This window comes from Mesorhizobium sp. dw_380 (genome assembly GCF_018588885.1).
Taxonomy (GTDB): Bacteria; Pseudomonadota; Alphaproteobacteria; order Rhizobiales; family Rhizobiaceae; genus Mesorhizobium.
In genome coordinates this window covers 36164-59353 of sequence record NZ_JAFFIW010000018.1, presented here as the reverse complement: position 1 = coordinate 59353, position 23190 = coordinate 36164, and the positions used below count along the sequence as shown (strand labels likewise).

General features: G+C 64.1%; 19 protein-coding genes. 7 read left to right on the top strand and 12 right to left on the bottom strand.

Features of this window, described 5'->3' with window-relative positions; genetic code table 11:
* Positions 1-49 precede the first annotated feature (49 nt).
* On the bottom strand, positions 50-2260 hold the full coding sequence (gene katG / locus JT360_RS18540; protein WP_214473177.1) for a catalase/peroxidase HPI: 2211 nt from the start codon (positions 2258-2260) through the stop codon (positions 50-52).
* A 148-nt stretch (positions 2261-2408) separates the two neighbouring features.
* Here katG and JT360_RS18535 point away from each other — a divergent pair, with 148 nt between their 5' ends.
* On the top strand, positions 2409-3317 hold the full coding sequence (locus JT360_RS18535; RefSeq protein WP_214473176.1) for a hydrogen peroxide-inducible genes activator: 909 nt from the start codon (positions 2409-2411) through the stop codon (positions 3315-3317).
* A 60-nt stretch (positions 3318-3377) separates the two neighbouring features.
* Here JT360_RS18535 and JT360_RS18530 read toward each other — a convergent pair whose 3' ends face one another.
* Both JT360_RS18530 and JT360_RS18525 read right to left on the bottom strand, forming a co-directional pair.
* The gene (locus tag JT360_RS18530) at positions 3378-3893 is read right to left on the bottom strand and encodes a DUF8737 domain-containing protein (RefSeq protein WP_214473175.1); all 516 of its coding nucleotides are present in this window, start codon (positions 3891-3893) and stop codon (positions 3378-3380) included.
* Positions 3894-3918: 25 nt separating this feature from the next.
* Positions 3919-4716: a class I SAM-dependent methyltransferase gene (locus tag JT360_RS18525; protein WP_352127778.1), complete on the bottom strand. Its 798-nt coding sequence runs from the start codon at positions 4714-4716 to the stop codon at positions 3919-3921.
* A gap of 99 nt (positions 4717-4815) precedes the next feature.
* Here JT360_RS18525 and JT360_RS18520 point away from each other — a divergent pair, with 99 nt between their 5' ends.
* The gene (locus JT360_RS18520; protein ID WP_214473173.1) at positions 4816-5724 is read left to right on the top strand and encodes a LysR family transcriptional regulator; all 909 of its coding nucleotides are present in this window, start codon (positions 4816-4818) and stop codon (positions 5722-5724) included.
* A 38-nt stretch (positions 5725-5762) separates the two neighbouring features.
* Here the strand turns inward: JT360_RS18520 and JT360_RS18515 are convergent, their stop codons facing one another.
* The 5 genes from JT360_RS18515 to JT360_RS18495 form a co-directional block, all read right to left on the bottom strand.
* A complete protein-coding gene (locus JT360_RS18515) occupies positions 5763-7535 on the bottom strand; it encodes an AMP-binding protein (protein WP_214473172.1) in 1773 nt (590 codons plus the stop codon).
* A gap of 167 nt (positions 7536-7702) precedes the next feature.
* Positions 7703-8404: an ATP phosphoribosyltransferase gene (gene hisG, locus JT360_RS18510; protein WP_214473171.1), complete on the bottom strand. Its 702-nt coding sequence runs from the start codon at positions 8402-8404 to the stop codon at positions 7703-7705.
* Positions 8401-9522, bottom strand: coding sequence for an ATP phosphoribosyltransferase regulatory subunit (locus tag JT360_RS18505; RefSeq protein WP_214473170.1), 1122 nt, complete (start codon positions 9520-9522; stop codon positions 8401-8403). Before JT360_RS18505 ends, hisG begins: the two co-directional genes overlap by 4 nt.
* On the bottom strand, positions 9519-11258 hold the full coding sequence (locus JT360_RS18500; RefSeq protein ID WP_214473169.1) for a histidine--tRNA ligase: 1740 nt from the start codon (positions 11256-11258) through the stop codon (positions 9519-9521). The genes JT360_RS18505 and JT360_RS18500 overlap by 4 nt, the downstream gene beginning before the upstream one ends.
* 185 nt (positions 11259-11443) lie before the next feature.
* Positions 11444-12082, bottom strand: coding sequence for a DNA-3-methyladenine glycosylase I (locus JT360_RS18495; RefSeq protein ID WP_214473168.1), 639 nt, complete (start codon positions 12080-12082; stop codon positions 11444-11446).
* Positions 12083-12295: 213 nt separating this feature from the next.
* Between JT360_RS18495 and JT360_RS18490 the strand changes: the two genes are divergently transcribed.
* Both JT360_RS18490 and JT360_RS18485 read left to right on the top strand, forming a co-directional pair.
* Positions 12296-13015 (top strand): L,D-transpeptidase, encoded by a 720-nt coding sequence (locus JT360_RS18490; protein ID WP_214473167.1) that lies wholly within the window; start codon positions 12296-12298, stop codon positions 13013-13015.
* Positions 13016-13268: 253 nt separating this feature from the next.
* The gene (locus JT360_RS18485; RefSeq protein ID WP_214473166.1) at positions 13269-14189 is read left to right on the top strand and encodes a bifunctional 5,10-methylenetetrahydrofolate dehydrogenase/5,10-methenyltetrahydrofolate cyclohydrolase; all 921 of its coding nucleotides are present in this window, start codon (positions 13269-13271) and stop codon (positions 14187-14189) included.
* Between the two features lie 15 nt (positions 14190-14204).
* Here the strand turns inward: JT360_RS18485 and glcF are convergent, their stop codons facing one another.
* From glcF to JT360_RS18465, 4 genes are all read right to left on the bottom strand, one after another.
* Positions 14205-15530: a glycolate oxidase subunit GlcF gene (gene glcF / locus JT360_RS18480; protein WP_214473165.1), complete on the bottom strand. Its 1326-nt coding sequence runs from the start codon at positions 15528-15530 to the stop codon at positions 14205-14207.
* A 10-nt stretch (positions 15531-15540) separates the two neighbouring features.
* Positions 15541-16746 carry an FAD-binding protein gene (locus JT360_RS18475; RefSeq protein WP_214473164.1) on the bottom strand — a complete coding sequence of 402 codons (1206 nt, stop codon included), beginning with the start codon at positions 16744-16746 and terminating at the stop codon, positions 15541-15543.
* Positions 16747-16970: 224 nt separating this feature from the next.
* Entirely contained in the window at positions 16971-18467 is a 1497-nt protein-coding gene (locus JT360_RS18470; RefSeq protein WP_214473163.1) for an FAD-linked oxidase C-terminal domain-containing protein, read from the bottom strand.
* A 282-nt stretch (positions 18468-18749) separates the two neighbouring features.
* Positions 18750-20072, bottom strand: a complete 1323-nt coding sequence (locus JT360_RS18465; RefSeq protein ID WP_214473162.1) for a DUF3422 family protein — start codon at positions 20070-20072, stop codon at positions 18750-18752.
* Positions 20073-20281: 209 nt separating this feature from the next.
* Here JT360_RS18465 and JT360_RS18460 point away from each other — a divergent pair, with 209 nt between their 5' ends.
* From JT360_RS18460 to JT360_RS18450, 3 genes are all read left to right on the top strand, one after another.
* Entirely contained in the window at positions 20282-21085 is an 804-nt protein-coding gene (locus tag JT360_RS18460) for a FadR/GntR family transcriptional regulator (protein WP_214473161.1), read from the top strand.
* A 142-nt stretch (positions 21086-21227) separates the two neighbouring features.
* The gene (locus JT360_RS18455; RefSeq protein WP_214473160.1) at positions 21228-22364 is read left to right on the top strand and encodes an alpha-hydroxy acid oxidase; all 1137 of its coding nucleotides are present in this window, start codon (positions 21228-21230) and stop codon (positions 22362-22364) included.
* 41 nt (positions 22365-22405) lie between these two features.
* Positions 22406-23173, top strand: coding sequence for a metallophosphoesterase family protein (locus tag JT360_RS18450; protein WP_214473159.1), 768 nt, complete (start codon positions 22406-22408; stop codon positions 23171-23173).
* Positions 23174-23190 lie beyond the last annotated feature (17 nt).

The window sequence follows — 23190 nt, the reverse complement described above, 5'->3', positions numbered from 1 at the left end:
AAAGGCGCGGACCACGGGTCCGCGCCTTTTTGTTGGTCCTTGGCTCGGATCAGCCGGCGATGTCGAAGCGGTCGGCGTTCATCACCTTGGTCCACGCCGCGACGAAATCCTTGACGAATTTCTGCCCGGCGTCGCCGGATCCGTAGACTTCGGCAAGCGCGCGCAGCTGCGCATGCGAGCCGAAGATCAGATCGGCGCGGGTACCGGTCCACTTCACGGCCTTGGTCTTGCGGTCCCGAGCCTCGTACACCTCTTCCGAACCTGGAACAGAGCCGGCTGCCGGATCCCAGACCGTGCTCATCGAGAGCAGGTTGACGAAGAAGTCGTTGGTCAAAGTGCCCGGCCTGTCGGTGAACACGCCGTGCTTTGACCCGCCGGTGTTGGCGCCGAGAACGCGCAACCCGCCGACCAGCACCGTCATCTCCGGGGCAGTCAATGCCAGCAGCTGTGCCCGGTCGACCAGCATCGCTTCGACCGACATGGGCTGCTTGCCCCTGACATAGTTGCGGAAGCCGTCGACTTTCGGCTCGAGTGCCGCGAAGGAGTGCACGTCCGTCTGCTCCTGCGCAGCGTCCATACGGCCTGGCGTGAACGGCACCTTCACCTCATGGCCACCGTCCTTCGCTGCCCTCTCGACCGCGGCAACGCCGCCGAGAACGATCAGGTCGGCGAGCGAGACCTTCTTGTCGCCGGCATGTGCCGCGTTGAACTCCTTCTGGACGGCTTCGAGCTTGGCAAGCACCTTCGACAGCTCGGCCGGCTGGTTGACCTCCCAGTCCTTCTGCGGCGCCAAGCGGATGCGGGCGCCGTTGGCGCCGCCGCGCTTGTCGGAATTGCGGAACGTCGAGGCCGACGCCCAGGCGGTCGAGACCAGTTCGGAGACCGACAGACCCGAGGCCAGGATCTTCGCCTTCAGCGATGCGATATCCTGCTCGCTGACCAGTTCATGATCGAGCGCCGGGATCGGGTCCTGCCAGATCAGCTCTTCCTTCGGCACCAACGGGCCGAGATAGCGCACCACCGGACCCATGTCACGGTGGGTCAGCTTGAACCAGGCGCGGGCGAAGGCGTCGGCGAACTGATCCGGATTCTGATGGAACCGTCGCGAGATCTTCTCATAGGCCGGGTCGAAGCGCAGCGCGAGATCGGTGGTCAGCATGGCCGGCGCGCGGCGCTTCGAGGGATCATGCGCGTCCGGCACCGTGCCGGCGCCGGCGCCGCCCTTGGGCGTCCACTGATGGGCGCCGGCCGGGCTCTTCGTCAGCTCCCATTCGTAGTTGAAGAGATTGTCGAAGAAGTTGTTGCTCCATTTGGTCGGCGTCGTCGTCCAGGTCACCTCGAGACCCGAAGTGATGGCGTCGCCTGCAATGCCGGTGGCGTACTTGCTTGACCAGCCGAGACCCTGTGCCTCGATGCCGGCGCCTTCGGGTTCGGCGCCCACCAGTGAGGCATCGCCGGCGCCGTGGGTCTTGCCGAAGGTGTGGCCGCCGGCGATCAGCGCCACGGTTTCCTCGTCGTTCATCGCCATGCGGCCGAAGGTTTCCCGGATGTCGCGCGCCGAGGCCAGCGGATCGGGCTTGCCGTTCGGCCCCTCAGGATTGACGTAGATCAGGCCCATCTGCACGGCGCCGAGATGGCCCTGAAGTTCGCGGTCGCCGGAGTAACGCTCGTCGCCGAGCCATTTCGTTTCGGAGCCCCAATCCACGTCCTGTTCCGGCTCCCAGACGTCGGCGCGCCCGCCGGCGAAGCCGAAGGTCTTGAAGCCCATCGATTCCAGCGCGACGTTGCCGGTGAGGATCAGCAGGTCGGCCCAGGAAATCTTACGGCCATATTTCTGCTTGACCGGCCAAAGTAGGCGGCGCGCCTTGTCGAGATTGGCATTATCCGGCCAGCTGTTGAGCGGAGCGAAACGCTGCTGGCCCGCTCCGGCGCCACCGCGGCCGTCGCCGATGCGATAGGTGCCGGCGCTGTGCCAGGCCATGCGGATGAACAGAGGACCGTAATGGCCGAAATCGGCCGGCCACCAATCCTGGGAATCCGTCATCACCTGGTGGAGGTCCTTGATCACCGCATCGAGGTCGAGACTCCTGAATTCCTTGGCGTAGTCGAAGTCCTCACCCATAGTGTCCGACAGGCTGGACTGCTGGTGGAGAACACCGAGATCGAGCTGGTTCGGCCACCAGTCGCGGTTGGTCCTGCCGGCGGATCCATGCGCCACAGGGCATTTGCCCGCGCTGTTGTCGTCGGTTTTCGCGTCCATCTTACTGCTCCGATTTTGCCGAGGTTTGATTTTGCCGAGATTTTTGCGGGCGGCCAAGCGACCGCACCAATCTGGAATGGTTCCAGACTAGGCCGCATTCGCGATAAAAACAAATTGCCTTTCCTGTTCATTTCGATAGGATTTTCTTATGATAGGCTTGACTGTCCGGCAGATGCATTACTTCGACGCGCTGGCGCAGACGCTGCATTTCGGGCGGGCGGCAAAGCTCGCCGGGGTCAGCCAGCCGGCGCTGTCCTCGCAAATCGCGGAAATGGAGCAACGGCTGAACTGCCGGCTGTTCGAACGCGGCGGCAAGTCGGTCCGCATGACGGACGATGCGGTCGCGCTCCTGCCGCGCATCGAACGCATCCTTGCCGACATACGCGATGTCGAAACGACGGCCCGGCGCGGCCGCACGGCCATGGAGGGCCGCTTCCGGCTGGGTATCATCCCGACCGTCGCGCCCTACCTTCTGCCGCGCGCCCTGCCCGAACTGAAAAAGCATTTTCCGGCCTTGCTGCTCGAACTGCGCGAGGCGGTCACCACTTCCTTGGTCGAGGACGTCGCATCGCGGAAGCTCGATGCCTTCATCGCCGCACTTCCGCTCGATCATCCCGGGCTGATCACCGAAGCGCTGTTTCCCGACAGGTTCTTCCTCGCCGTGCCGGCAGGCGATCCGGCCTTTGCCTCGCCGCCGGTTCCGCCCGAAAGCCCGGCACTGGAAAGGCTGATGCTGCTGGAGGAAGGGCATTGCCTGCGCGAACAGGCGCTGGCCGTCTGCGGCAATGTGCGTCCGGTAGCGATGGCGAGCTACGGCGCCACCAGCCTGACCACGCTCCTACAGATGGTGGCGCATGGGCTCGGCGTCACGCTCATCCCCGAAATGGCCACGGGGCCAGCCGGCACCATCCCCGACCTCAAGATCGTGCCGTTCCAGGAGCCGATGCCGCAACGCATGATCTGCCTCGCCTGGCGGCGCAACAATGCTAGGCACGATGAATGCGTGGAATTGGCCAAGATTATCCGCAACCTGGGAGCGGCGATGCTGGCGGCGTGAGAAGCGTGCTTGATGGCAAGCCGCGGAGCGTCCAGCCCGAACACTGCTGTCGACCCGACCCTAGGAAGCCGTCGCACTGGCGCGCGTCTCGTTCTGCTTGGGACGTAGCAGAAAATAGAACGCGACGATGTGCGTGATCATCAGCAGCGGCACGTAGATGACCGAGATCGCGTAGGTGGCGCCCAGCAGTCCTGCGTGGGCAGGGAGATCGGCCTGGATGGCGTGGTAATAGTCGACGATGAGGTCGACCATGCCGACGACGTTGAAGGCGACGACGAACGCCCAGAACAGCTGGCGTACCTTCACGGTGAGCAGCGCCAGCATGGCCAGCATGCCGGTTGCGAAGTCGCCATAGGCGGCAAAGGTGGCGAAGCTGGCGGGCAGATCGGGGCTGACGATGCCCGGAAGGATGAAGACGAGCCCGAAGAAGCGGAAGCTGTGCAGCGTGGCGATCGCACGTTGCGCCGCGACCCCGTCCATCGACTTGAGCCGGGGCCAGATGTACGCGCCGAAGCAAAGCAGCCACGCGACATAGCCTAGAACAAGATGGGTCTGGAAAATGGCTTCCGTCGACATTCTGGTTCTCCTGTGAGCCGTTGATCTACGCGGCCTCGAAGACGGCGGTCAGGATGCCGAGCCGGCCTTCCGCGAGATTTCGTCCCAGGTTGGCGGTAAGCTCAGCGAAGTCTGGTCCCATCACCACGCCGAGATTTGGCGAAGGCGGCGGACCCGACGCACGCAACTGCCGGAACCAGGCCTTGGCCACCTCGGTGTCGTCTTGCCATGCCAGCACACGGAAGCCGGCCGGTTCGATCGCCTCGCGCGTCGCGTCGGCTGTCAGGAGGAAGCTCGTCGCTGTCGTTCGCGCCCAGGGGAGCGGATAATGCGGCTCGCCCTCGCCCAACACGACGTCAAAGGTGGCAAATCTGCCGCCTGATTTCAAAACACGCCGGATCTCGCTGTAGAGTCGCGCCCGGTCGGAGATGTTCATCGCCACATGCTGTAGCAACACGATGTCGAAACGGCCATCATCGAACGGAAGCTCCAATGCGCTGGCGGTCTGGAACGACAATTGCCCGCTCTGCCCCGTGCGCTTGGTCAGGTAGCGCGCGGCATCCACGAAAGGGTCGCTGAGATCGACGCCAGTAACCCGACAGCCATAGGTCGCGGCCAGAAAGCGCGCCGGCCCGCCAATGCCCGAGCCGACGTCCAGAACTGACATGCCCGCGGCGATGCCCGCCAATTGGGCAAGCTCCGCGGTCGCGGCAAGGCCACGGGTGTGGAATTGGTCGAGAACGCCTAATTGCTGTGGCGTGAGAAGCTGATCCTCCGGGCCGAGGGCAGCCAGCACCGTCTTCAGCCGCTCAGTCAGGCCGGTCGCGCGATAGTGGTCGCGCACGCCATCAAGTCCATCGGTCATTGCAGGATGTCTCCAGGGTTCATCCCCTACTTAGACCCGCTTCCATAATTCGACTATCCGGTATAATCACAACAACCTATGAAGCAGAACTACACAGTTCGGCACGGTGCCCTGGAGGGCGTCGAGGTGTTCCTGGCTGTCGCCAGGCACCGCAACTTCCGCCGCGCCGCCGCCGATCTTGGCGTGACGCCGTCCGCCGTGAGCCAGGCGGTGCGTGCGCTGGAAGCGCGCATCGGTGCGGCGCTGTTTGTCCGCACGACACGGAGCGTCGGTTTGACCGAGGCCGGTCAGCGGTTCCTCGACCGCGCCGGCCCTGCCTTCGAGGAGATCGTCGCCGCCGGCGAGGCGGCGCGCGATGTCGGCCAACGGCCGACTGGTCTGCTGCGCCTGTCAGTGCCCCGCGCTGTCGTGCCGTTGATCCTGGAGCCGGTGATCGCGTCGTTCTGCCAGGCCTATCCCGAAGTCGAACTGGAGATCGCTGCGAGTGACGAGATGGTCGATCTGGCCGCCGGGGGGTTCGATGCCGGCATCCGCCTCGGCCAGTTCGTCGCCACCGACATGGTCGCGGTGCGGCTCACTCCGTCGTTTTCGTTCGTGGTCGTCGGCAGCCCTGACTATCTCGAGCGCCACGGCTACCCCGAGCGCGTCGACGACTTGCGTCACCACGCCTGCTTGCGCCTGCGCCGCTCGAACGGTGCCATCGCGCCCTGGACGTTCGTCGACGGCAACGAGGCAATCGAGGCGATGATTTCAGGCCCGCTGATCGCGCACGATTATCCGACGCTGCTCGGCGCCGCGATACGAGGGATTGGGCTGGCGCAGATCCCTCGGCCCGTCGCCGAGGGTCCGATAGAGCAAGGAAAACTCAAGCCCGTGCTGGACAGCATCGCCGCCACGACGCCGGGCGTCTTCCTCTATCATCCCGGCAAGCGCCAGATCCTGCCGAAGCTGCGCGCCTTCATCGACCACCTCAAATCCGCGGTCTGAGGTAACGAAGATGTTGGTCCCCTTGGCGCTTCCTCTGCTCACGCCGTCTTCTGCGTCACCAGTCCCAATTCCTCGACCATAGCCTGACGCATCAGAAATTTTTGCGGCTTGCCGGTCACCGTCATCGGCAATTCGGTGCGGAAGCGGATGTGGCGCGGGATTTTGTAGTGGGCGATCTGGCCGGCGCAGAAGTTTTTGATCTCCTGTTCTGTGGCGATCTGGCCGGGCTTGAGCACGATCCAGGCGCAAAGCTCTTCGCCATATTTGGCATCGGGAATGCCGAACACCTGCACTTCCCGGACCTTGGGATGGCGGTAGAGGAATTCCTCGACCTCTCTGGGATAGACGTTCTCGCCGCCACGGATGACCATGTCCTTGACCCGGCCGACGATGTTGCAATAGCCCTCCGCGTCTATTGTCGCGAGGTCGCCGGTGTGCATCCAGCCGTCGCTATCGATCGCCTCACGGGTCTTTTCCTCGTCGTCCCAATAGCCCTTCATCACCGAATAGCCGCGTGTGCAGAGTTCGCCCGGCGCGCCGACGGCGACGGTGGCGCCATCGGCATCGACCGCTTTGACCTCCACATGAGGGTGGACGCGCCCGACCGTGGAGACGCGCTTTTCCAGGGGATCGTCGACGCCGCTCTGGAACGATACCGGGCTGGTCTCGGTCATGCCGTAGGCGATGGTCACCTCGGACATATGCATCAGCGACACCACCTTCTTCATCACCTCGATCGGGCATGGCGAGCCGGCCATGATGCCGGTGCGCAGGCTGGAGAGATCGAAGGTCGCGAAATCCGCATGGTCGAGCATGCCGACAAACATGGTCGGCACGCCGTAGAGCCCGGTGCAGCGCTCCTGCGCCACGGCTTTCAGCGTCGCACCGGGGTCGAACCCTTCGCCTGGGAACACCATGGTCGCCCCCTTCGACACACAGCCCATCGTGCCCATCGACATGCCGAAGCAGTGATAGAGCGGCACCGGGATGCAGAGCCGGTCGTCGACGGTGAGCCTGATCGCCGAGGTAACGAAATTGCCGTTGTTGACAATGTTGTTGTGCGTCAGCGTCGCGCCCTTGGGTGCTCCGGTCGTGCCCGAGGTGAACTGGATGTTGATGGCATCGTTCGGTTTCAGCCCCTCGGAGATGCGGTCCAGGCTGTCGTGCTCGTCGCGGCCGGCCATGGCCAGCACGTCGCCGAAATTGAACATGCCAGGCGAGTTGTCCTCGCCCATGCGGATGACGATCTTCAGCGCCGGCAGTTTTTGCGCCTTGAGCTTGCCGGGCGTGGCCTTCGCTATCTCCGGCGCCAGTGTCTCGATCATGCCGAGATAGTCCGAGGTCTTGAAGCTGGCCGCCGTCACCAGAGCCTTGCAGCCGACCCTGTTCAGGGCATAGTCCAGTTCGGTCAGCCTGTAGGCCGGGTTGATGTTGACCAGGATCAGACCGACGCGGGCGGTGGCGAACTGCGTCACCAGCCATTCCCAGCGGTTGGGCGACCAGATGCCGACACGGTCGCCTTTTTCCAGGCCCAGCGCCAGGAAGCCGGCGGCCAGCGCATCCACCGTGTCCGACAGTTCGCTCCAGGTGAAGCGCTTGTCCTGGCCGACAAAGACGGCGGCATCGAGCGTGCCATATTTGCTGACGGTGTCGGAGAACAGCGCCGGGATAGTCTTGTCCAGCAGCGGCACCTTGCGCTCGCCCGAGACATGCGCCCTGCCGTCGACGGGTGCGATAAAGACGCCGCCGGCGCGCGCGCCGCGCCCGCGCAGATTGGTGGCGTTCTTCAGCTCGTCGAGATTGACCGGCATGGCTGTTTCCTCCCAGCACGACCCAAGCCTATCAGCCTGCCGGGACGGTGGAAATCCCGCCGATGGTACTGGAGTCCCTCCCTCTTGAGGGGAGGGTGGACAGCCGCCGAAGGCGGATGGACGGGTGGGGTCCTTGCGGCAGTGCTCGGCGTGAGGCGACCCTCCCCTCAAGCGAGAGGGAGGGCGCTCATCTTCGCGGCTATGTCGCGCAAGAGGGCTTCATCCAGCGCGGCACGAGGCTTCTTCGATGCGACTAGGCAGGCCTGCGACTTCAAGACGACGCCATCGCCCAGCACCTTGAGATGATTGGCGCGCAACGTCGAGCCTGTCGTGGTGATGTCGACGATGACATCGGCAAGCCCAGCCGCCGGCGCGCCTTCGGTGGCACCTAAGCTCTCGACGATGCGATAGACCTGGATACCGTGCTTCTGCGAGAAGAATTGCTGGGTCAGCCGCCAGTATTTGGTGGCGATCCTGAGCCGGCGGCCATGGCGCTGGCGGAAATCGGCGGCGACGTCGTCGAGATCGGCCATGCTGTCGACGTCGAGCCAGATCTCTGGCACCGCCACCACGACATCGGCATGGCCGAAGCCGAGGCGGGCGACGATTTCCGCACGCGCCTCCCAGTCGGCCAGATTTTCCCGCACCAGATCCTCGCCGGTGATGCCGAGATCGACCGCGCCCTGGCCGATCTCGCCAGCAATCTCGGAAGCCGACAGGAAGGCGATTTCGACATTTTCCAGGCCCTCGACGCGGGCGTGATATTTGCGCTGGTCGCCAGGCAGGGTGAGGGTGAGGCCGGCTCTGGCCAGCACTTCCAACGCCTGCTCCTTCAGCCGGCCTTTCGACGGGATCGCCAGTGTGATCATGGTGCCGTCTCCCGCAACGCCTCGATGCGGTCGAGCCAAACCGAAAAGCCGACGCCGGGTATCGCAGTCTTTGCGCCAAGCAGTGTCAGCAACCGGTCGTAACGGCCGCCGCCGGCCAGGGGACGTTCGCCGTCCTGCGCGGCGATTTCAAAGACCACACCGGTATAGTAGTCGAGGGGGCGCCCGAAGGCGGCATCGTAGCGGATTCTTCCCGCCGGCAGGCCATGCGCCTCGATCGCCCGGGCACGGGCCGCGAATTTTTCCAGCGCGGCGCCCAAGGAAAGCCCTGCACCGGCGGCAAAGCTTTCCAGCGCCTGCGCCGCGCCATCGAGCGGCACGTCGATCGCCAGGAAAGTCTTCAGCGCAGCAAAGGCCTCGTTCGACAGCCGCACGCTGCGCAATTCGGCTTTCTCGATCAGTCGCCGCGCAATGTCCGACGGCGACCGACCGGCCGATGCAGACAGGCCGGCCTCCTCCATGCCGCCGGCGATGTAAGCGGAAAGACCTTCGAGATCACCGTCGAGGACAAGGGCGGCGACGGGGCCGGAGAGTTGGCTGTTGCGCGGCGGATTGGCGAGGTCGGCGAGTGCGGCCTCAAGCATCGGCGCCGAGCCGAAGGCGCGGGCCAGCCGCATGCGCCAGCCGCGTGGCAGGCCAAGGGCGGCGAGCACCGCCTCGAAAATCGCCTGGTCACCCAGCGTGATTGCCAGGGACCGGCCCGGCAGCACCAGCGACAGCAGGGCGTGCGCATCGGCCACCGAGCGGGCGTCGGCCTCAGCGGTGTCGCGGTCGCCGAGATCCTCGATGCCGGCCTGGAAGAACTCGTTGCCGCCTTCGCGGCGCTGCCGAAACACCTCGCCCAGATAGGAATAGCGGCGCGGCGTGCCGGCCTGCGAACTTATGTGGTCGAGACAGACCGGAATGGTGAATTCCGGCCGCAGGCACAGCGTCTGCCCGGTCTCGCTCTCGGTGAGGAAAATGCGGCGCCGCAAATCCTCGCCGGCCATGTCGAGAAAGGGATCGGCCGGCTGCAGCACGGCGACCTCGACAGCGTGCGTGTCGCGCGTGGCAAAGAGGCTGATGATGTCGGCCGATATTGCGGGGTAGGGGGAGGTCATGGATCGGATGGGCGCGAGGCGCCACCCTTCACACGGTCAGCGGCCTGCGCCGCCAAGATCTTCTTCACCTCGGCGACCAATTCACCTTCCGCCACCGTTACCTGAGCCGGGCGGGCGGCGCGCCATTCGGCGTTGTCGGTGATCTCCGCCGACATGCGCGCGCCTTCGATCAGGTCCTTGATCTGCAGCTCGCCCTTGGCGCGCTCGTCGCCGCCCTGAATGATTGCGACGGGGCAGCCGCGCCGGTCGGCATATTTGAGCTGCGCCTTCATGCCGGCGCCGCCGAGATACATTTCCGAACGGATGCCGGCGGCACGCAGCTGCGCCACCATCTTCTGGTAGCGGCCGAGGCTTTCCGTGTCCTTGTCCATGACCAGCACGACGACCGGCGCGATCACATCGGCGCTGTCCAGCTTGCCGAGGTTCTTCAGCGCCGTCATCAGCCTGCTAACGCCGATCGAGAAACCGGTCGCCGGCACCGGTTCGCCGCGAAAGCGCGAGACCAGGCCGTCATAGCGACCGCCGCCACCGACCGAGCCGAAGCGCACGATCTGGCCGTCCTCATTGGGGATTTCGGCGAGAAGCTCGGCCTCGAAGACCGGACCGGTGTAGTATTCGAGGCCGCGGACGACGGATAGGTCAATCGTAACTTTGTTAATCGCGACCTTTACACTATCACTGCCGTAGCCAGCCGCTTGTGCTAAGGCGGCTATTTTTGAAAGTTCGTCATAGGCTTCGTAACCAACTCCACCCGTCGCAAAGATATGCGCATGTTCCGGAAACTGATTTTCAATCTGGACGAAAAGTGAGTCCAAATAGCCTAGCGCGCTAGCGTTCTCCCAGCCGAATTTCTCGATACGCTGCAACGCGTCAGCGCTAGCCGAACCTGAGATACCTAAGTCATCTCGTCGGATCGTCTCAAACCTAGGTTTCTTCTGATCGTCGGAGGCGATTGCAATCGATATTTCATCCTTGTTACGCTCGAACTTTAAGATCGGCTCCAAGCAGCTAATCTGTTCGTCACTTAACCCAGCGCCCTTCGTAAAGTCACCGCTCTCGTCTAGCCGACCCAATCCCAGCAGAGCACGAACTCCGTCCGCCCCAACCTTGTCCAGCTTGTCTATCGCGCGCAGCACTGTCAGCCGGCGCCCGGCATTATGGTCGCCGCCGAGGCCAATCGCCTCAAGTACACCGTCGAACAGTTTGCGGTTGTTAACACGCACGATGTAGTCGCCGCGCTTGATGCCGAGCGCCTCCATGACGTCAGCCATCATCATTGCCATCTCCGCATCCGCGGCCGCTCCGGCCACGCCGTTCGGTGTGCCGATCGTGTCGGCATCGAACTGCATGAACTGGCGGAAGCGGCCTGGGCCTGGCTTCTCGTTGCGGAACACCCAGCCGGAGCGGTAGCTGCGATAGGGTTTCGGCAGGCGCTCGTAGTTCTCGGCGACGAAGCGCGCCGTCGGCGCGGTCAGGTCATAGCGCAGCGACAGCCATTGGTCGTCATCGTCCTGGAACGAGAAAACGCCTTCGTTCGGCCGGTCCTGGTCGGGCAGGAATTTGCCGAGCGCGTCGGTGTATTCGATCAGCGGCTGGTCGGCCGGTTCGAAACCATAGAGTTCATAGACCGAGCGGATCGTCGCCATCATCTTTTCGACGGCGCGGATATCCTCGGCGCTGCGGTCGGCAAAACCGCGCGGCAGCCGCGCTTTCGTCTTTTCCGATTTGTCGGCCATGAGATGGGTCTTTTTGCTAAGTAAATGACGACTTATTTCGAGTGGGCGTGTCCTAACCGAAGCAGCTTGGTGCGGCAAGGGTCAGCGACGGTGAGTGCCTTGCAGACGGCGTGAGCGACCTTGGAACACTCCTCATCCGGCCGCTTCGTGGCCATCTTCTCCACGAGGGGAAGATAAAAGGAGCTCTACTTCGGCCGCTTGAAAGCCTTCCGCTCCTTCTCGACCTCCTTGCGACAAACGCAGCCCTCGAGATGGTCGTTGACCAGGCCCATGGCCTGCATGAAGGCATAGACCGTGGTCGGGCCGACAAAACTCCAGCCGCGCTTCTTCAGTTCCTTCGAAATCCGGACCGAGACCGCGGTCGTCGGGTTGGCGCGCAGATGGGCGAGGTCGACGATCCGTGGCCGCTCGTCCTTGCCGGGTTCGAACTTCCAGAACCAGGCGGCCAGCGAACCGAATTCATCGACCATTTCGCGGGCGCGCTTGGCGTTGTTGATGGTCGAGACGATCTTGCCGCGATGGCGGATGATGCCGGCATTGCCGAGCAGGCGTTCGACATCCTTGTCGGTGAAGGCGGCGACCTTGTCGAAGTCGAAGCCGGCGAAGGCCTCGCGAAAATTCTCGCGCTTGCGCAGGATGGTCAGCCACGACAGGCCCGATTGGAAGCCTTCAAGGCAGATCTTTTCGAACAGCCTGCGATCGTCGGCCACCGGCCGGCCCCATTCATTGTCATGATAATGCAAATAGTCGGGCAGATTGCCGTGCCAGAAGCAGCGCGCGACCCCGTCGGGACCGGCGAGCAGGCCGGTGTTTTCTTTGCTCATTGCGAAAAATCCATCCGTTAATGCGCTTTTGCGCCGCTTTTACCGTGGCTTTACCAGATTCCTGAACCCTGCGGTAACCACACCAAAAGGTTTACCGACACTTCCGCATTTTACGCATTCCGATTCATGTTTCGGTTGCTGCTTACGCGCCAATGATCGCTGAACCGGGGCTCGTTTCCACCCGGTTGTATCAGACGATCAAGGTGCGTTCCGATGAAGAGAGTTTTGTTTTCCGTGCTCGGCGCCATGGCTGTGTTCGCCTCTGGTGTCACGCCCTCAACCGCCGGCGACCGCTACGCCGACAGGCCGCCGGTGATGGTGAGCCCCGATCTTTCCGCCCCCTGGGTGCTGCAGCTTGGCCGCGCACCCGGCATCGTGCGGCAGAACCGCCAGGTCGCGCAACCGACGCAGCCCGACCGGGTGCAGACGGCCGCCGTGCAGGCACCGGCCAAGCGCATGGTCATGCGCCCGCAGATCAACCCGGTCTACCTGCCGCAAGAAGTCGCCTATGACGGTCCGCAAAAGCCGGGCACGATCGTCATCGATACGACGCAGAATTTCCTCTTTCTGGTCGAAAAGAACGGCAAGGCGCGGCGCTATGGCGTTGGCACCGGCAAGCCGGGCTTCGAATGGTCGGGCACGCACAAGATCACCAACAAACGCGAATGGCCGGACTGGCGCCCGCCGGCGCAGATGATCAAGCGCGAGGCCGCCAAGGGCCGTTACCTGCCGACCTATCTAGCCGGCGGCATCGAGAACCCGCTCGGTGCCCGTGCGCTCTATCTCGGCACGACGGAATACCGCATCCACGGCACCAACCAGCCCTGGACGATCGGCGGCGCGGTGTCGTCGGGCTGCATCCGCATGCGCAACGAGGACGTGGTCGACCTTTACGAACGGGTCAATGTCGGAACCACGGTCGAGGTGATATGATCGTTTTCGCGAATCACCTGATCCGGAAATACATCGTTTCCTGAGGTCGGAAGGAATACGGGGGACGGGCCGTATGGGGATGCGGCCAGTCGAGAAGGGCAGCACGGGAAACCGCGCTGCCCTTTCTTTTTGATCGGCGTCCAGTGCCCGCGACGCGTCGTTGCGTCGCGCAAAAGGCATGGCGGTTCGCTTTCGTGCTGCCATTTTCGATGTTCTTTTGCTATGTCGGCGCCAACGAAAGAGAAGAGTCCCCATGTCCCTGTCCGACGACAACCGCTATCTCAAGGGCGGCCCGGTTGCCCAGCGCATCATCGCCGCCGTGCGCGAGGATGCGGCGATAGCCAAAGCCGAGGGTTTTCCACCCAAGCTGATCTCGATCACCGTCGGCGATACAGATGCGGTGGATGTCTATGTGCGCAACCAGCGTGCCAAGGCCCAGCTCGCCGGCATCGATTTCGAGGAGCGGCGTTTTCCCGCCACCATCACCTCGGGCGAACTGGAAGCGGCGATCCACGGCCTGAACGCCGATCCGCGCGTCACCGGCATCATCATCCAGCGGCCGGTGCCGGCGCATATCCCGATCAAGACGCTGCAGGCGGCCGTGCATCCGCTCAAGGACGTCGAAGGCATGCATCCGGCCTCGATCGGCAACATCGTCTACAACCAGCTCGATCTCGCGCCCTGCACGGCGGCTGCCTCGGTCGAGCTGCTCAAGGAAACCGGCCTCGATCTCAAGGGGCTGGAAGTCGTCATCGTCGGCCATTCGGAAATCGTCGGCAAGCCGATCGCCTTCCTCCTGATGAGCGAAGGCGCGACGGTGACGGTCTGCCATCACATGACGCGGTCGGTCGCAGCGCATGCGCGCCGCGCCGATGCGCTGTTCGTCGCCGTGGGCAAGCCGCGGCTGATCAAGGCCGACATGGTCAAACCTGGGGCTGCCGTCATCGACATCGGCATCAATTCGGAAATCGGACCTGATGGGACGAGCCGCATCGTCGGCGACGTCGACACCGAAAGCGTACGCGAGGTTGCGTCCTGGATCACGCCGGTGCCTGGCGGCGTCGGCCCGATCACCGTGGCGATCCTGCTGCGCAACACGATGGTGGCGCTCAGCCGGCAGCGCGCGCATTACGAGGCGACTTACGGCACGCCGGACAGGCTGGCTGCGGAGTAAGAACGGGGCGCAACGTTACTCAGCCGCGAACAGCCTTTCCTCGGGGATCCCATCCGGCTTCGGCCCGCCATAGGCCCAATCGAGCAGTTTGATCGTGTGCACGACCGGCATCTTCGACGCGGACGCAATCTGCGTGATGCAGCCGATATTGCCGGTGGCGACGATCGAGGCACCTGTCGCCTCGATGTTTTTCACCTTGCGGTCGCGCAGCCTGGCCGAAATCTCGGACTGCAGGATGTTGTAAGTGCCGGCGGAACCGCAGCACAGATGGCCCTCGCGCGGCTCGCGCACGATGAAGCCGGCCTTTGCCAGCAGTTCTTTCGGCTGACGCGTGATCTTCTGGCCGTGCTGCATGGAACAGGCCGAGTGATAAGCAACCACCGTACCCGGACTGCGCACGGGTTCAGGCAGGTCAAAGGCGGCCAGATATTCGGTGATATCCCTGGCCAGCGCCGATACGCGCGCGGCCTTGTCGGCATAGGCCGGATCGAGCCGCAGCATGAAGCCATAGTCCTTGATCGTCGTGCCGCAACCCGACGCGGTGATGATGATGGCATCGAGCCCGCCCTGCTCGATGGCGCGCGTCCAGGCATCGACATTCTGCCTGGCAGAGGCAAGGGCGGCGTCTTCCCGCCCCATATGATGAACCAGCGCGCCGCAGCAGCCCTCGCCCGGCGGCACCACCACCTCGACGCCGAGCCGCCTCAGCAGCGAGATCGTCGTGTCGTTGATGGCGGGATCAAGCACCGATTGCGCGCAGCCGGTCAGGATGGCGACCCGACCTTTCTTGGCCCCCTGCCCGGCATGGACACCCGGCGAGGCCATCGGCGATGCTGCCGGGATCGATGCGGGTGCCAATCTGAGCATCGCGCCGAGCGGCTTCAGCGCCGGGACCTTTTCGAACAGGCCGATGAACGGCTTGCCCAATTTCGCCAGTTTGAGTGCTGCGCGAAATCGCGCGGGATAAGGCAGCACGAAGGCCAGCATGGCCCGGGTCAGGCGGTCGAGCAGCGGCCGCTTGTAGGTTTCCTCGATGTGGGCGCGGGCATGGTCGACCAGATGCATGTAGTTGACGCCTGACGGGCAGGTGGTCATGCAGGCCAGGCAGGACAGGCAGCGGTCGATATGGGTGACGATCTCCTTGTCGGCGGCCCGGCCGTTCTCCAGCATGTCCTTGATCAGGTAGATGCGCCCGCGCGGCGAATCGAGCTCATTGCCCAGCGTCACATAGGTCGGGCAGGTGGCGGTGCAGAAGCCGCAATGCACGCATTTGCGCAGGATCTTTTCCGACTCCGCGACATCAGGATCGGCAAGCTGGGCAATCGAGAAGTTCGTCTGCATCGCGTTAGTCCTAAGCCATGCGGCCGGGATTGAGGATGTTCTTCGGGTCGAATTCCTGCTTCAGCCGCTGGCTGAGCGCCGCCAATGCCGGCGCCTGCGGCTCGAAGACCGGCAAGGCGGCGCGATGGGCGGGTGCGGCGCGCACCAGCGTCGCGTGGCCGCCGCCATGTTTGCGCAACAGCCCGCGCAGCAGAGCGGCTTCCGGATCGCCCTCCTCCATGCGCAACCACACCAGCCCCCCCTGCCAGTCGTAGAACGCGCTGACGGCGGCCTGCATGCGCAAGGTCAGGACCATCTGATGGCCCTGGGTAGGCGTCATCGAAACGCGCCAGACCGGTTTCTCGCGGCCGTCGGCGAAAGGCCTGATATCGCGCACGTCTTGCCAGATCAGCCGTGAAGCCTCACCGGAAATTTCCTCCAACGGCCCGGCCTTGCCGAGCAGCGTCTTCAGCGCGGCGATGCGATAGGCGACCGACGGGCCAAAGCCCTCGACGCGCAGCAGCGTGGCGGCATCGCTGCCGAGTGCGCCGCCGGCGACACGCGCGGCAATGCGCTCCGGCAGATGGGCAGCGCTCGACACTTCCGCGCTGGAGCCGAGCGCCAGCGCCATGGCGCTTGCCGCGGCATCGTCGAGCAAGCCACGGATGGCGAGCGTCACCTCGGTCTCGGCCGCAGGCAGCACCTTGAAGATGACGTCGGTGAAGACGGCCAGCGTGCCCCAGCTGTTGGCCATCAGCTTCGACAGATCATAGCCTGTGACGTTCTTCACCACGCGGCCACCCGACTTGAAGGCTTCGCCCCGCCCGGACACCACATTGATGCCCAGGATATGATCGCGCGCGGCACCGGCCTTCAGCCGGCGCGGACCGGAGAGGTTCGCGGCAAGCACGCCGCCGATGGTGCCATTGCCCGGCTCGCCGTTGAGAAGCGGGGCGTAATCCATTGGCTCGAAGGCGAGTTGCTGGCCGTTCTCCGCCAGCAGTCTTTCGACCTCGGCCAGCGGCGTGCCGGCCTTTGCCGACAGCACCAGTTCGGCGGGCTCGTAGAGCGTGACGCCGGCGAGTTTCGACAGGTCGAGCGTGTGCTCCGTCTGCAGCGGCCGGCCGATGCCGCGCTTTGAGCCGTGGCCAAGGATCTCGAGCGGCGACGCTTGCGCCACTGCCCAGGCGACCGAGGAGAGGACTTCGGATGAGGTGGTGGGGGTGAAGATGGTCATGAAGAGAACGCGCAAGACGCGAGTTCGGATATGCTGAGTTCTTTGGCGCCCCCCTCTGTCCTGCCGGACATCTCCCCCTCAAGGGGGGAGATCGGACATAGCATATGGTTTCGCCAATCTCCGACGGTGACGAAAGGGCGAGGCGCCGAAGCTGCAAATCTCCCCCCTTGAGGGGGAGATTTGCGGCAGGACAGAGAGGGGTGTTCACGCGCCGACATACCCACTCAAAACCTCGGAATATCCGGAAACGCCACTTCCCCCCGGTGCACGTGCATGCGGCCAAGCTCGGCGCAGCGGCGGAGCTGCGGAAACACCTTTCCCGGGTTGAGCAGGTGATTGGGATCGAAGGCGCATTTGACGCGCATCTGCTGGTCGAGGTCGACCTGATTGAACATTTCCGGCATCAGGTCGCGCTTCTCGACTCCCACCCCATGTTCGCCGGTGAGCACGCCGCCGACCTTGACGCAGAGCCGCAATATGTCGGCGCCAAAACTTTCGGCCTTGTCGAGTTCGCCGGGCACGTTGGCATCATAGAGGATCAGCGGGTGCAGATTGCCGTCGCCGGCGTGAAAGACATTGGCGACACCCAGCCCATATTTTTCCGACAGCTCGCGCATGCCGGCCAGCACGCGCGGCAGCTCCTTGCGCGGGATGGTGCCGTCCATGCAGTAATAGTCGGGCGAGATGCGGCCGACCGCGGGGAAGGCCGCCTTGCGGCCGGCCCAGAAGCTCAGCCGCTCCTGCTCGGATTGCGAAATGCGGCAGGTGGTCGAGCCGTTGCCGATGGCGATCGCCTCGACGGCGGTGATGAGATGATCGACCTCGACGACAGGCCCGTCGAGTTCGACGATCAGCAGCGCCTCGACATCCAGGGGATAGCCGGCATGGACGAAATCTTCCGCCGCGTGGATCGCCGGCCGGTCCATCATCTCCATGCCGCCGGGAATGATGCCGGCGCCGATGATGTCGGCGACGCACTGCCCGCCCTGCTCGCTGGTCGGGAAGCCGATCAGCAGCGCGCGGGCCGTCTCCGGTTTCTTCAGGATGCGCACGGTGACCTCGGTGACGACGCCGAGCAGGCCTTCGGAACCGGTCATCACGCCAAGCAGGTCATAACCCTCCGCATCGAGATGGCTGCCGCCGAGCCGTACCACCTCGCCATTCATCAGCACCATTTCGATGCCGAGCACATTGTTGGCGGTGAGGCCGTATTTCAGGCAGTGCACCCCGCCGGAATTCTCCGCGACGTTGCCGCCGATCGAGCAGGCGATCTGGGAGGATGGATCGGGGGCGTAATAAAAGCCCTCCTGCTCGACGGCGGTGGTGATACCGAGATTGGTGACGCCTGGCTGGGCGGCGACAATGCGGTTGGGAAAATCGATCGCAAGGATGCGGTTGAAACGGCTCATGACCAGCAGCACCGCATCCTCCAGCGGCAGCGCGCCGCCCGACAGCGAGGTGCCGGAGCCGCGCGGCACGACGCGGATATTGCGGTCGTTGCAGTATTTCAGCACGCGGGAAACCTGCGCCACCGTTTCGGGCAGCACGACGACCAGCGGCAGTTGCCGGTAGGCGGTCAGGCCATCGCTCTCGAAGGCACGCATGGCGTTGGCCGCGTCGACCACGCCCTCGCCCGGCACAATGATGCGCATGTCGGCGACGATCTCGTCGCGCCGCCGCATCGTGGCGTCGTCTGGTTTCGGCATGGCCAGGCCGGACATCAGCAGCCTCATTTCGCTTTACTGGTCAAAATCTTTTACCAGTGAAGCGCGCTGCTTGCAAATGCTGCTATGGTGGAGACCTACGCCCAAAGGTCAGGACAAGCTTCCGCAGCGGCAATCTGCCGCTATTCACCCTCCCACTTGTGGGGAGGGTCGCGAACGAAGTGAGCGGGGTGGGGGTCAGCGCGGCGCTTTACGAGTACCCCCACCCCGTCTCCCAGGTTTCGCTTCGCTCAACCTGCTCGCCGACCCTCCCCACAAGGGGGAGGGTTAGAGCTGGCCTTATTCGCCGGCCAGCTTCCCAGGCTCGGAGTGCATCCTTCGCACGCGGCGCACGCCCCACCAGACCAGCAGGATTGCGACGGGCACCGAAGCGGCGGTGACGACTTCCGGCGCAAAGGCATGGCCGAAGATCGAGGCGCCCTTGGCGACATAGCCGATGAGGCCGACGACATAGTAGGAGACGGCAGCGACCGAGAGGCCTTCGACGGTCTGCTGCAGGCGCAGTTGCAGGCGGGCGCGGTTGTTCATCGAGGCCAGCAGGTCGCGGTTCTGCTTTTCTACCTCGACATCGACCCAGGTGCGCAGCAGCGTGGTGGCGCGGGTCAGTTTTCGCGACAGATTGGCTTGCCGCTCCTCGACCGAGCGGCAGGTGCGCATGGCCGGGGCGACGCGACGCTGCAGGAAGCCGCCCCAGGTGTCGTAGCCGGGCACAGCTTCCTCGTCGAGCGCTTCCAGCCGCTCGACGACGATGCCGTCATAGGCGCGGCTGGCGCCAAAACGGTAGAGGCTCGAGGCGGCATCGGCTTCCAGTTCGGCGGCCAGTTCCGTCAGGTCTGCGAGCAGCGTCTGGCTGTCGCGGGTCTCGGCCACCTTCATTTCCAGCGTGGTCTGGGCCAGTCTGTCCTCGATGCGGCGGGCACGGCCGGACAAGGTCAGGGCCAGCGGCAGCCCGAGCATGGCGAGCGTCCGATACGTCTCGATGTCGATCAGCCGCTGTGAAAGTGCCCCGGTGCGCGCCGTCGTCAGGCCGCGATCGAGCACCAGGATGCGGGTCATGCCGTCGCCATCCTGGCGAAAATCGGTGACGATTGCGGCATTGCCGCGCTCGACCAGCGAATAGCACAGGCTGGTCGGGTCGAAGGCCGCGATCAGCCGCTCACTCACCTGCGTCCATTTGCGGATTTCGAGCCGGATGCCGGAGATGACGGTGCCTGGCGGCGAAAAGCCGTTGCCGAACGGCGAATCCTCCGGAGTCCTGCCGCTTTCGGAAAGCGGTCCTTCCCACAGATAGGTCGAGAATTCCGTATGCCGCTCCCAGCGCAGCGAGCCCTTGCCCCATTTCATGGCGTGGTGGCGGGCCTGGCGGTCGGGCGCGGCGATGCCGAGGCGCCGCGACAGTTCCGAAAGCACGGCATGATCAACGCCGGAGCCGCCCTCGGTCATGAAGGCGAGTTGCACCAGGACGCGCGGCTTTTCGATCAGCGGATGCGGCCGGGCATGGACCTCGCCGAGGGCGCCCGGCCGGCCCTCATGCGCGGGGAAACCCATGACGCTGCCTTTGGCGCGCGGCTGGAACTCGAGATTGGACGGGTCGTCTGACACGGCTTGTCCCCCGGGTTTCTGTGAACCCTTTTGCTGTCGCGTCCGTCTAGAGCCAATAGCCCGATGACGCAAACAGCAAAGTTTAGCCGAAGCCGATACGGTGCCGGGCGGCGAAACCGACCCGCGTCGACCAATTGGATAAATAATTTGACCAGTTGGCGACGCAGGCTTTATCCTGCGCGACACCGGTTCACCTTCCAGGCATTCTGTTGAACGATATTTTTTCCAGGATCGAGCATTCGCGCACCGCCGACGAGGTGGTGCAGCAGATCGAGAGCCTCATCCTCGAAGGCGTGCTGCGCACGGGCGACCGGCTGCCGGGCGAGCGCGAGCTGGCACGCCAGTTCGACGTATCGCGGCCGATCCTGCGCGATGCGCTGAAGGCGCTCGAAGGGCGCGGGCTGCTGACCACCAAGGCCGGCGGCGGCACGCATGTCGCCGACATTATCGGCCAGCTGTTCACCAAACCGGTGGCGGACCTGATTTCGATGCATCGCAAGGCGGTGACCGACTATCTGGAATACCGCCGGGAGATCGAAGGCATAGCGGCCGAATATGCGGCGCGGCGCGCCACGCCGGAGGACCTTGCGCTGCTCGACCGCATCATGGCGCGCATGGATGAGGCGGACCGCACCGGCGATTTCGACGACGAGGCCGAAATCGACGTCGAATTCCATCACGCGATCTGCGAATGCGCGCACAACATCCTGCTCTTGCACACGCTGCGCTCCTGCTACCGGCTGCTGTCGGAAGGCGTATTCCAAAACCGGCTGCTGGTCTTTTCCGTGCCCGGCGCGCGCGAGGCGCTGCTTGCGCAGCACCGGGCGATTCACGCCGCGGTGAAGGTGGGCGACCCGGCCGGCGCCCGCCAGGCGGCGATGGACCACATCACCTATGTCGAGCGGTCGATGGCGGAGGCCGAGCGCAGCGGAGACTGGCAACGCGTGTCGCGGCTGAGGCTGAGGCAGCGCTCGGAAGCCGGCGATGCCGAACCAGCACGCGGACGCTCCTAGAGCCGGATGATTTCAGGTCGAATCGACCTGAAATCATCCGGCTCTAAATCAAAGGATAAAGGATAGAGCATGATGTCATCCGAAAACCGCTTCACACTTTTCGGCATCATGCTCTAGTCAATTCGATCAAGCGGGGACCATCATGAGCGACATTCTCACCATCGCAGACCTCAAGGATCTCGCGCGCCGGCGCGTGCCCAAGATGTTCTTCGACTATGCCGATTCCGGCGCCTGGACCGAGAGCACCTACCGGGCAAACGAGGAAGACTTCCAGAAGATCAAGTTCCGCCAGCGCGTGCTCGTCGACATGAGCAACCGCTCGCTGGAATCGACCATGATCGGCCAGAAGGTGGCAATGCCAGTGGCGCTGGCGCCGACCGGCCTGACCGGCATGCAGCATGCCGATGGCGAGATGCTGGCGGCACAGGCGGCCGAGGAATTCGGCGTGCCCTTCACCTTGTCGACGATGAGCATCTGCTCGATCGAGGATGTCGCGTCGGTGACGAAGAAACCGTTCTGGTTCCAGCTTTATGTTCTGCGCGACAAGGATTTCGTGCTCGACCTGATCGACCGGGCGAAGGCGGCGAAGTGCTCGGCGCTGGTGCTGACGCTCGATCTGCAGGTCCTCGGCCAACGCCACAAGGACGTCCGCAACGGGCTTTCTGCGCCACCCAAGATGACACTGGCCAACATCATCGACCTGGCCAGCAAGCCGCGCTGGTGCCTTGGTATAGCCGGCACCAAGCGCCGCACCTTCCGCAACATCGTCGGCCACGCCAAGGGTGTCGGCGACGTCTCTTCGCTGTCGTCCTGGACGACGGAGCAGTTCGATCCGCAGCTGTCGTGGAAGGATGTCGCCTGGATCAAGGAACGCTGGGGCGGCAAGCTGATCCTGAAAGGCATACTCGACAAGGAAGACGCGCTGATGGCGGCCAAGACCGGCGCCGACGCGATCATCGTTTCCAACCATGGCGGACGCCAGCTCGATGGCGCGTCATCCTCGATCATGGTGCTGGAGGAGATCGCCGATGCCGTCGGCGACAAGATCGAAGTGCATATGGATGGCGGCATCCGCTCCGGCCAGGATGTGCTGAAGGCGCTCTGCCTCGGCGCCAAGGGCACCTATATCGGCCGGCCATTTCTCTACGGCCTGGGCGCGCTCGGCAAGGAAGGGGTTACCAAAGCCTTGGAAATCATCCGCAAGGAGATGGACATCACGCTGGCGCTATGCGGAAAGCGCCTGGTCACCGACATGGGCAAGGACCAGCTCCGGCGCTAGGTAGGGTCCGGTGACAGCCTGATCACGGAGACCACGAGGCGTTGGCAGAACCCGGCATCCATTTTCTCGACGCGCATGGCCCGGACGGCATGCGCCTTTACGCGATCGGGGACGTGCACGGCCGGCTCGACCTGCTTGCCGCCATGCACAAGCGCATCGAGAGCGAGCTGGAGTGGAAACCGGCTCCTGACTGGCGGGTGATCCACCTCGGCGACTATGTCGACCGCGGGCCGGACTCCAAGGGGGTCATCGATTTTCTGATCGAGGCGCGAGAGCGCGATCCGCGCAATCTGATGCTCGCAGGCAACCACGACATCGGCTTTCTCGATTTTCTGGGAACCCCCGACCCGGAAGGGCTTTTCATGCGCTATGGCGGCGTCCAGACGGCGCTGTCCTATGGTGTGTCCCTCACCGCCGACCCCAGCTGGTTCGGCAAGATGGAGACGCTGAGGCGGGGACATCAGGCGCTGCTTGAAGCCGTACCGCGAAGCCATGTCGATTTCCTGCGGTCACTGCCGTTCTCGGTGACATCAGGCGACTTCTTCTTCTGTCATGCCGGCATCAGGCCGGGCATCCCCCTGGAGAAGCAGAACCCGCAGGACCTGATCTGGATCCGCGACGTTTTCCACGATCACACCGGCCTCTTCCCAAAGATCGTGGTGCATGGCCACACCCCGGTACCCGAAGCGGAGGTGATGGCCAACCGCGTCAATGTCGACACGCTTGCCTGGCAATCAGGCATGCTTACCGCGCTCGTCGTGGACGGAGCGGACAAACGCATCCTGGAAATGTCGATAAAGGAAGCCTGAGCGTTCCGCGTCCGAGG

What these genes read in the sequence shown, in the direction of transcription:
- katG (WP_214473177.1), bottom strand. Translation starts at nt 2,260, where the DNA reads ATGGACGCGAAAACCGACGACAACAGCGCGGGCAAATGCCCTGTGGCG.
- JT360_RS18535 (WP_214473176.1), top strand. Translation starts at nt 2,409, where the DNA reads ATGATAGGCTTGACTGTCCGGCAGATGCATTACTTCGACGCGCTGGCG.
- JT360_RS18530 (WP_214473175.1), bottom strand. Translation starts at nt 3,893, where the DNA reads ATGTCGACGGAAGCCATTTTCCAGACCCATCTTGTTCTAGGCTATGTC.
- JT360_RS18520 (WP_214473173.1), top strand. Translation starts at nt 4,816, where the DNA reads ATGAAGCAGAACTACACAGTTCGGCACGGTGCCCTGGAGGGCGTCGAG.
- JT360_RS18515 (WP_214473172.1), bottom strand. Translation starts at nt 7,535, where the DNA reads ATGCCGGTCAATCTCGACGAGCTGAAGAACGCCACCAATCTGCGCGGG.
- hisG (WP_214473171.1), bottom strand. Translation starts at nt 8,404, where the DNA reads ATGATCACACTGGCGATCCCGTCGAAAGGCCGGCTGAAGGAGCAGGCG.
- JT360_RS18505 (WP_214473170.1), bottom strand. Translation starts at nt 9,522, where the DNA reads ATGACCTCCCCCTACCCCGCAATATCGGCCGACATCATCAGCCTCTTT.
- JT360_RS18500 (WP_214473169.1), bottom strand. Translation starts at nt 11,258, where the DNA reads ATGGCCGACAAATCGGAAAAGACGAAAGCGCGGCTGCCGCGCGGTTTT.
- JT360_RS18495 (WP_214473168.1), bottom strand. Translation starts at nt 12,082, where the DNA reads ATGAGCAAAGAAAACACCGGCCTGCTCGCCGGTCCCGACGGGGTCGCG.
- JT360_RS18490 (WP_214473167.1), top strand. Translation starts at nt 12,296, where the DNA reads ATGAAGAGAGTTTTGTTTTCCGTGCTCGGCGCCATGGCTGTGTTCGCC.
- JT360_RS18485 (WP_214473166.1), top strand. Translation starts at nt 13,269, where the DNA reads ATGTCCCTGTCCGACGACAACCGCTATCTCAAGGGCGGCCCGGTTGCC.
- glcF (WP_214473165.1), bottom strand. Translation starts at nt 15,530, where the DNA reads ATGCAGACGAACTTCTCGATTGCCCAGCTTGCCGATCCTGATGTCGCG.
- JT360_RS18475 (WP_214473164.1), bottom strand. Translation starts at nt 16,746, where the DNA reads ATGACCATCTTCACCCCCACCACCTCATCCGAAGTCCTCTCCTCGGTC.
- JT360_RS18470 (WP_214473163.1), bottom strand. Translation starts at nt 18,467, where the DNA reads ATGTCCGGCCTGGCCATGCCGAAACCAGACGACGCCACGATGCGGCGG.
- JT360_RS18455 (WP_214473160.1), top strand. Translation starts at nt 21,228, where the DNA reads ATGAGCGACATTCTCACCATCGCAGACCTCAAGGATCTCGCGCGCCGG.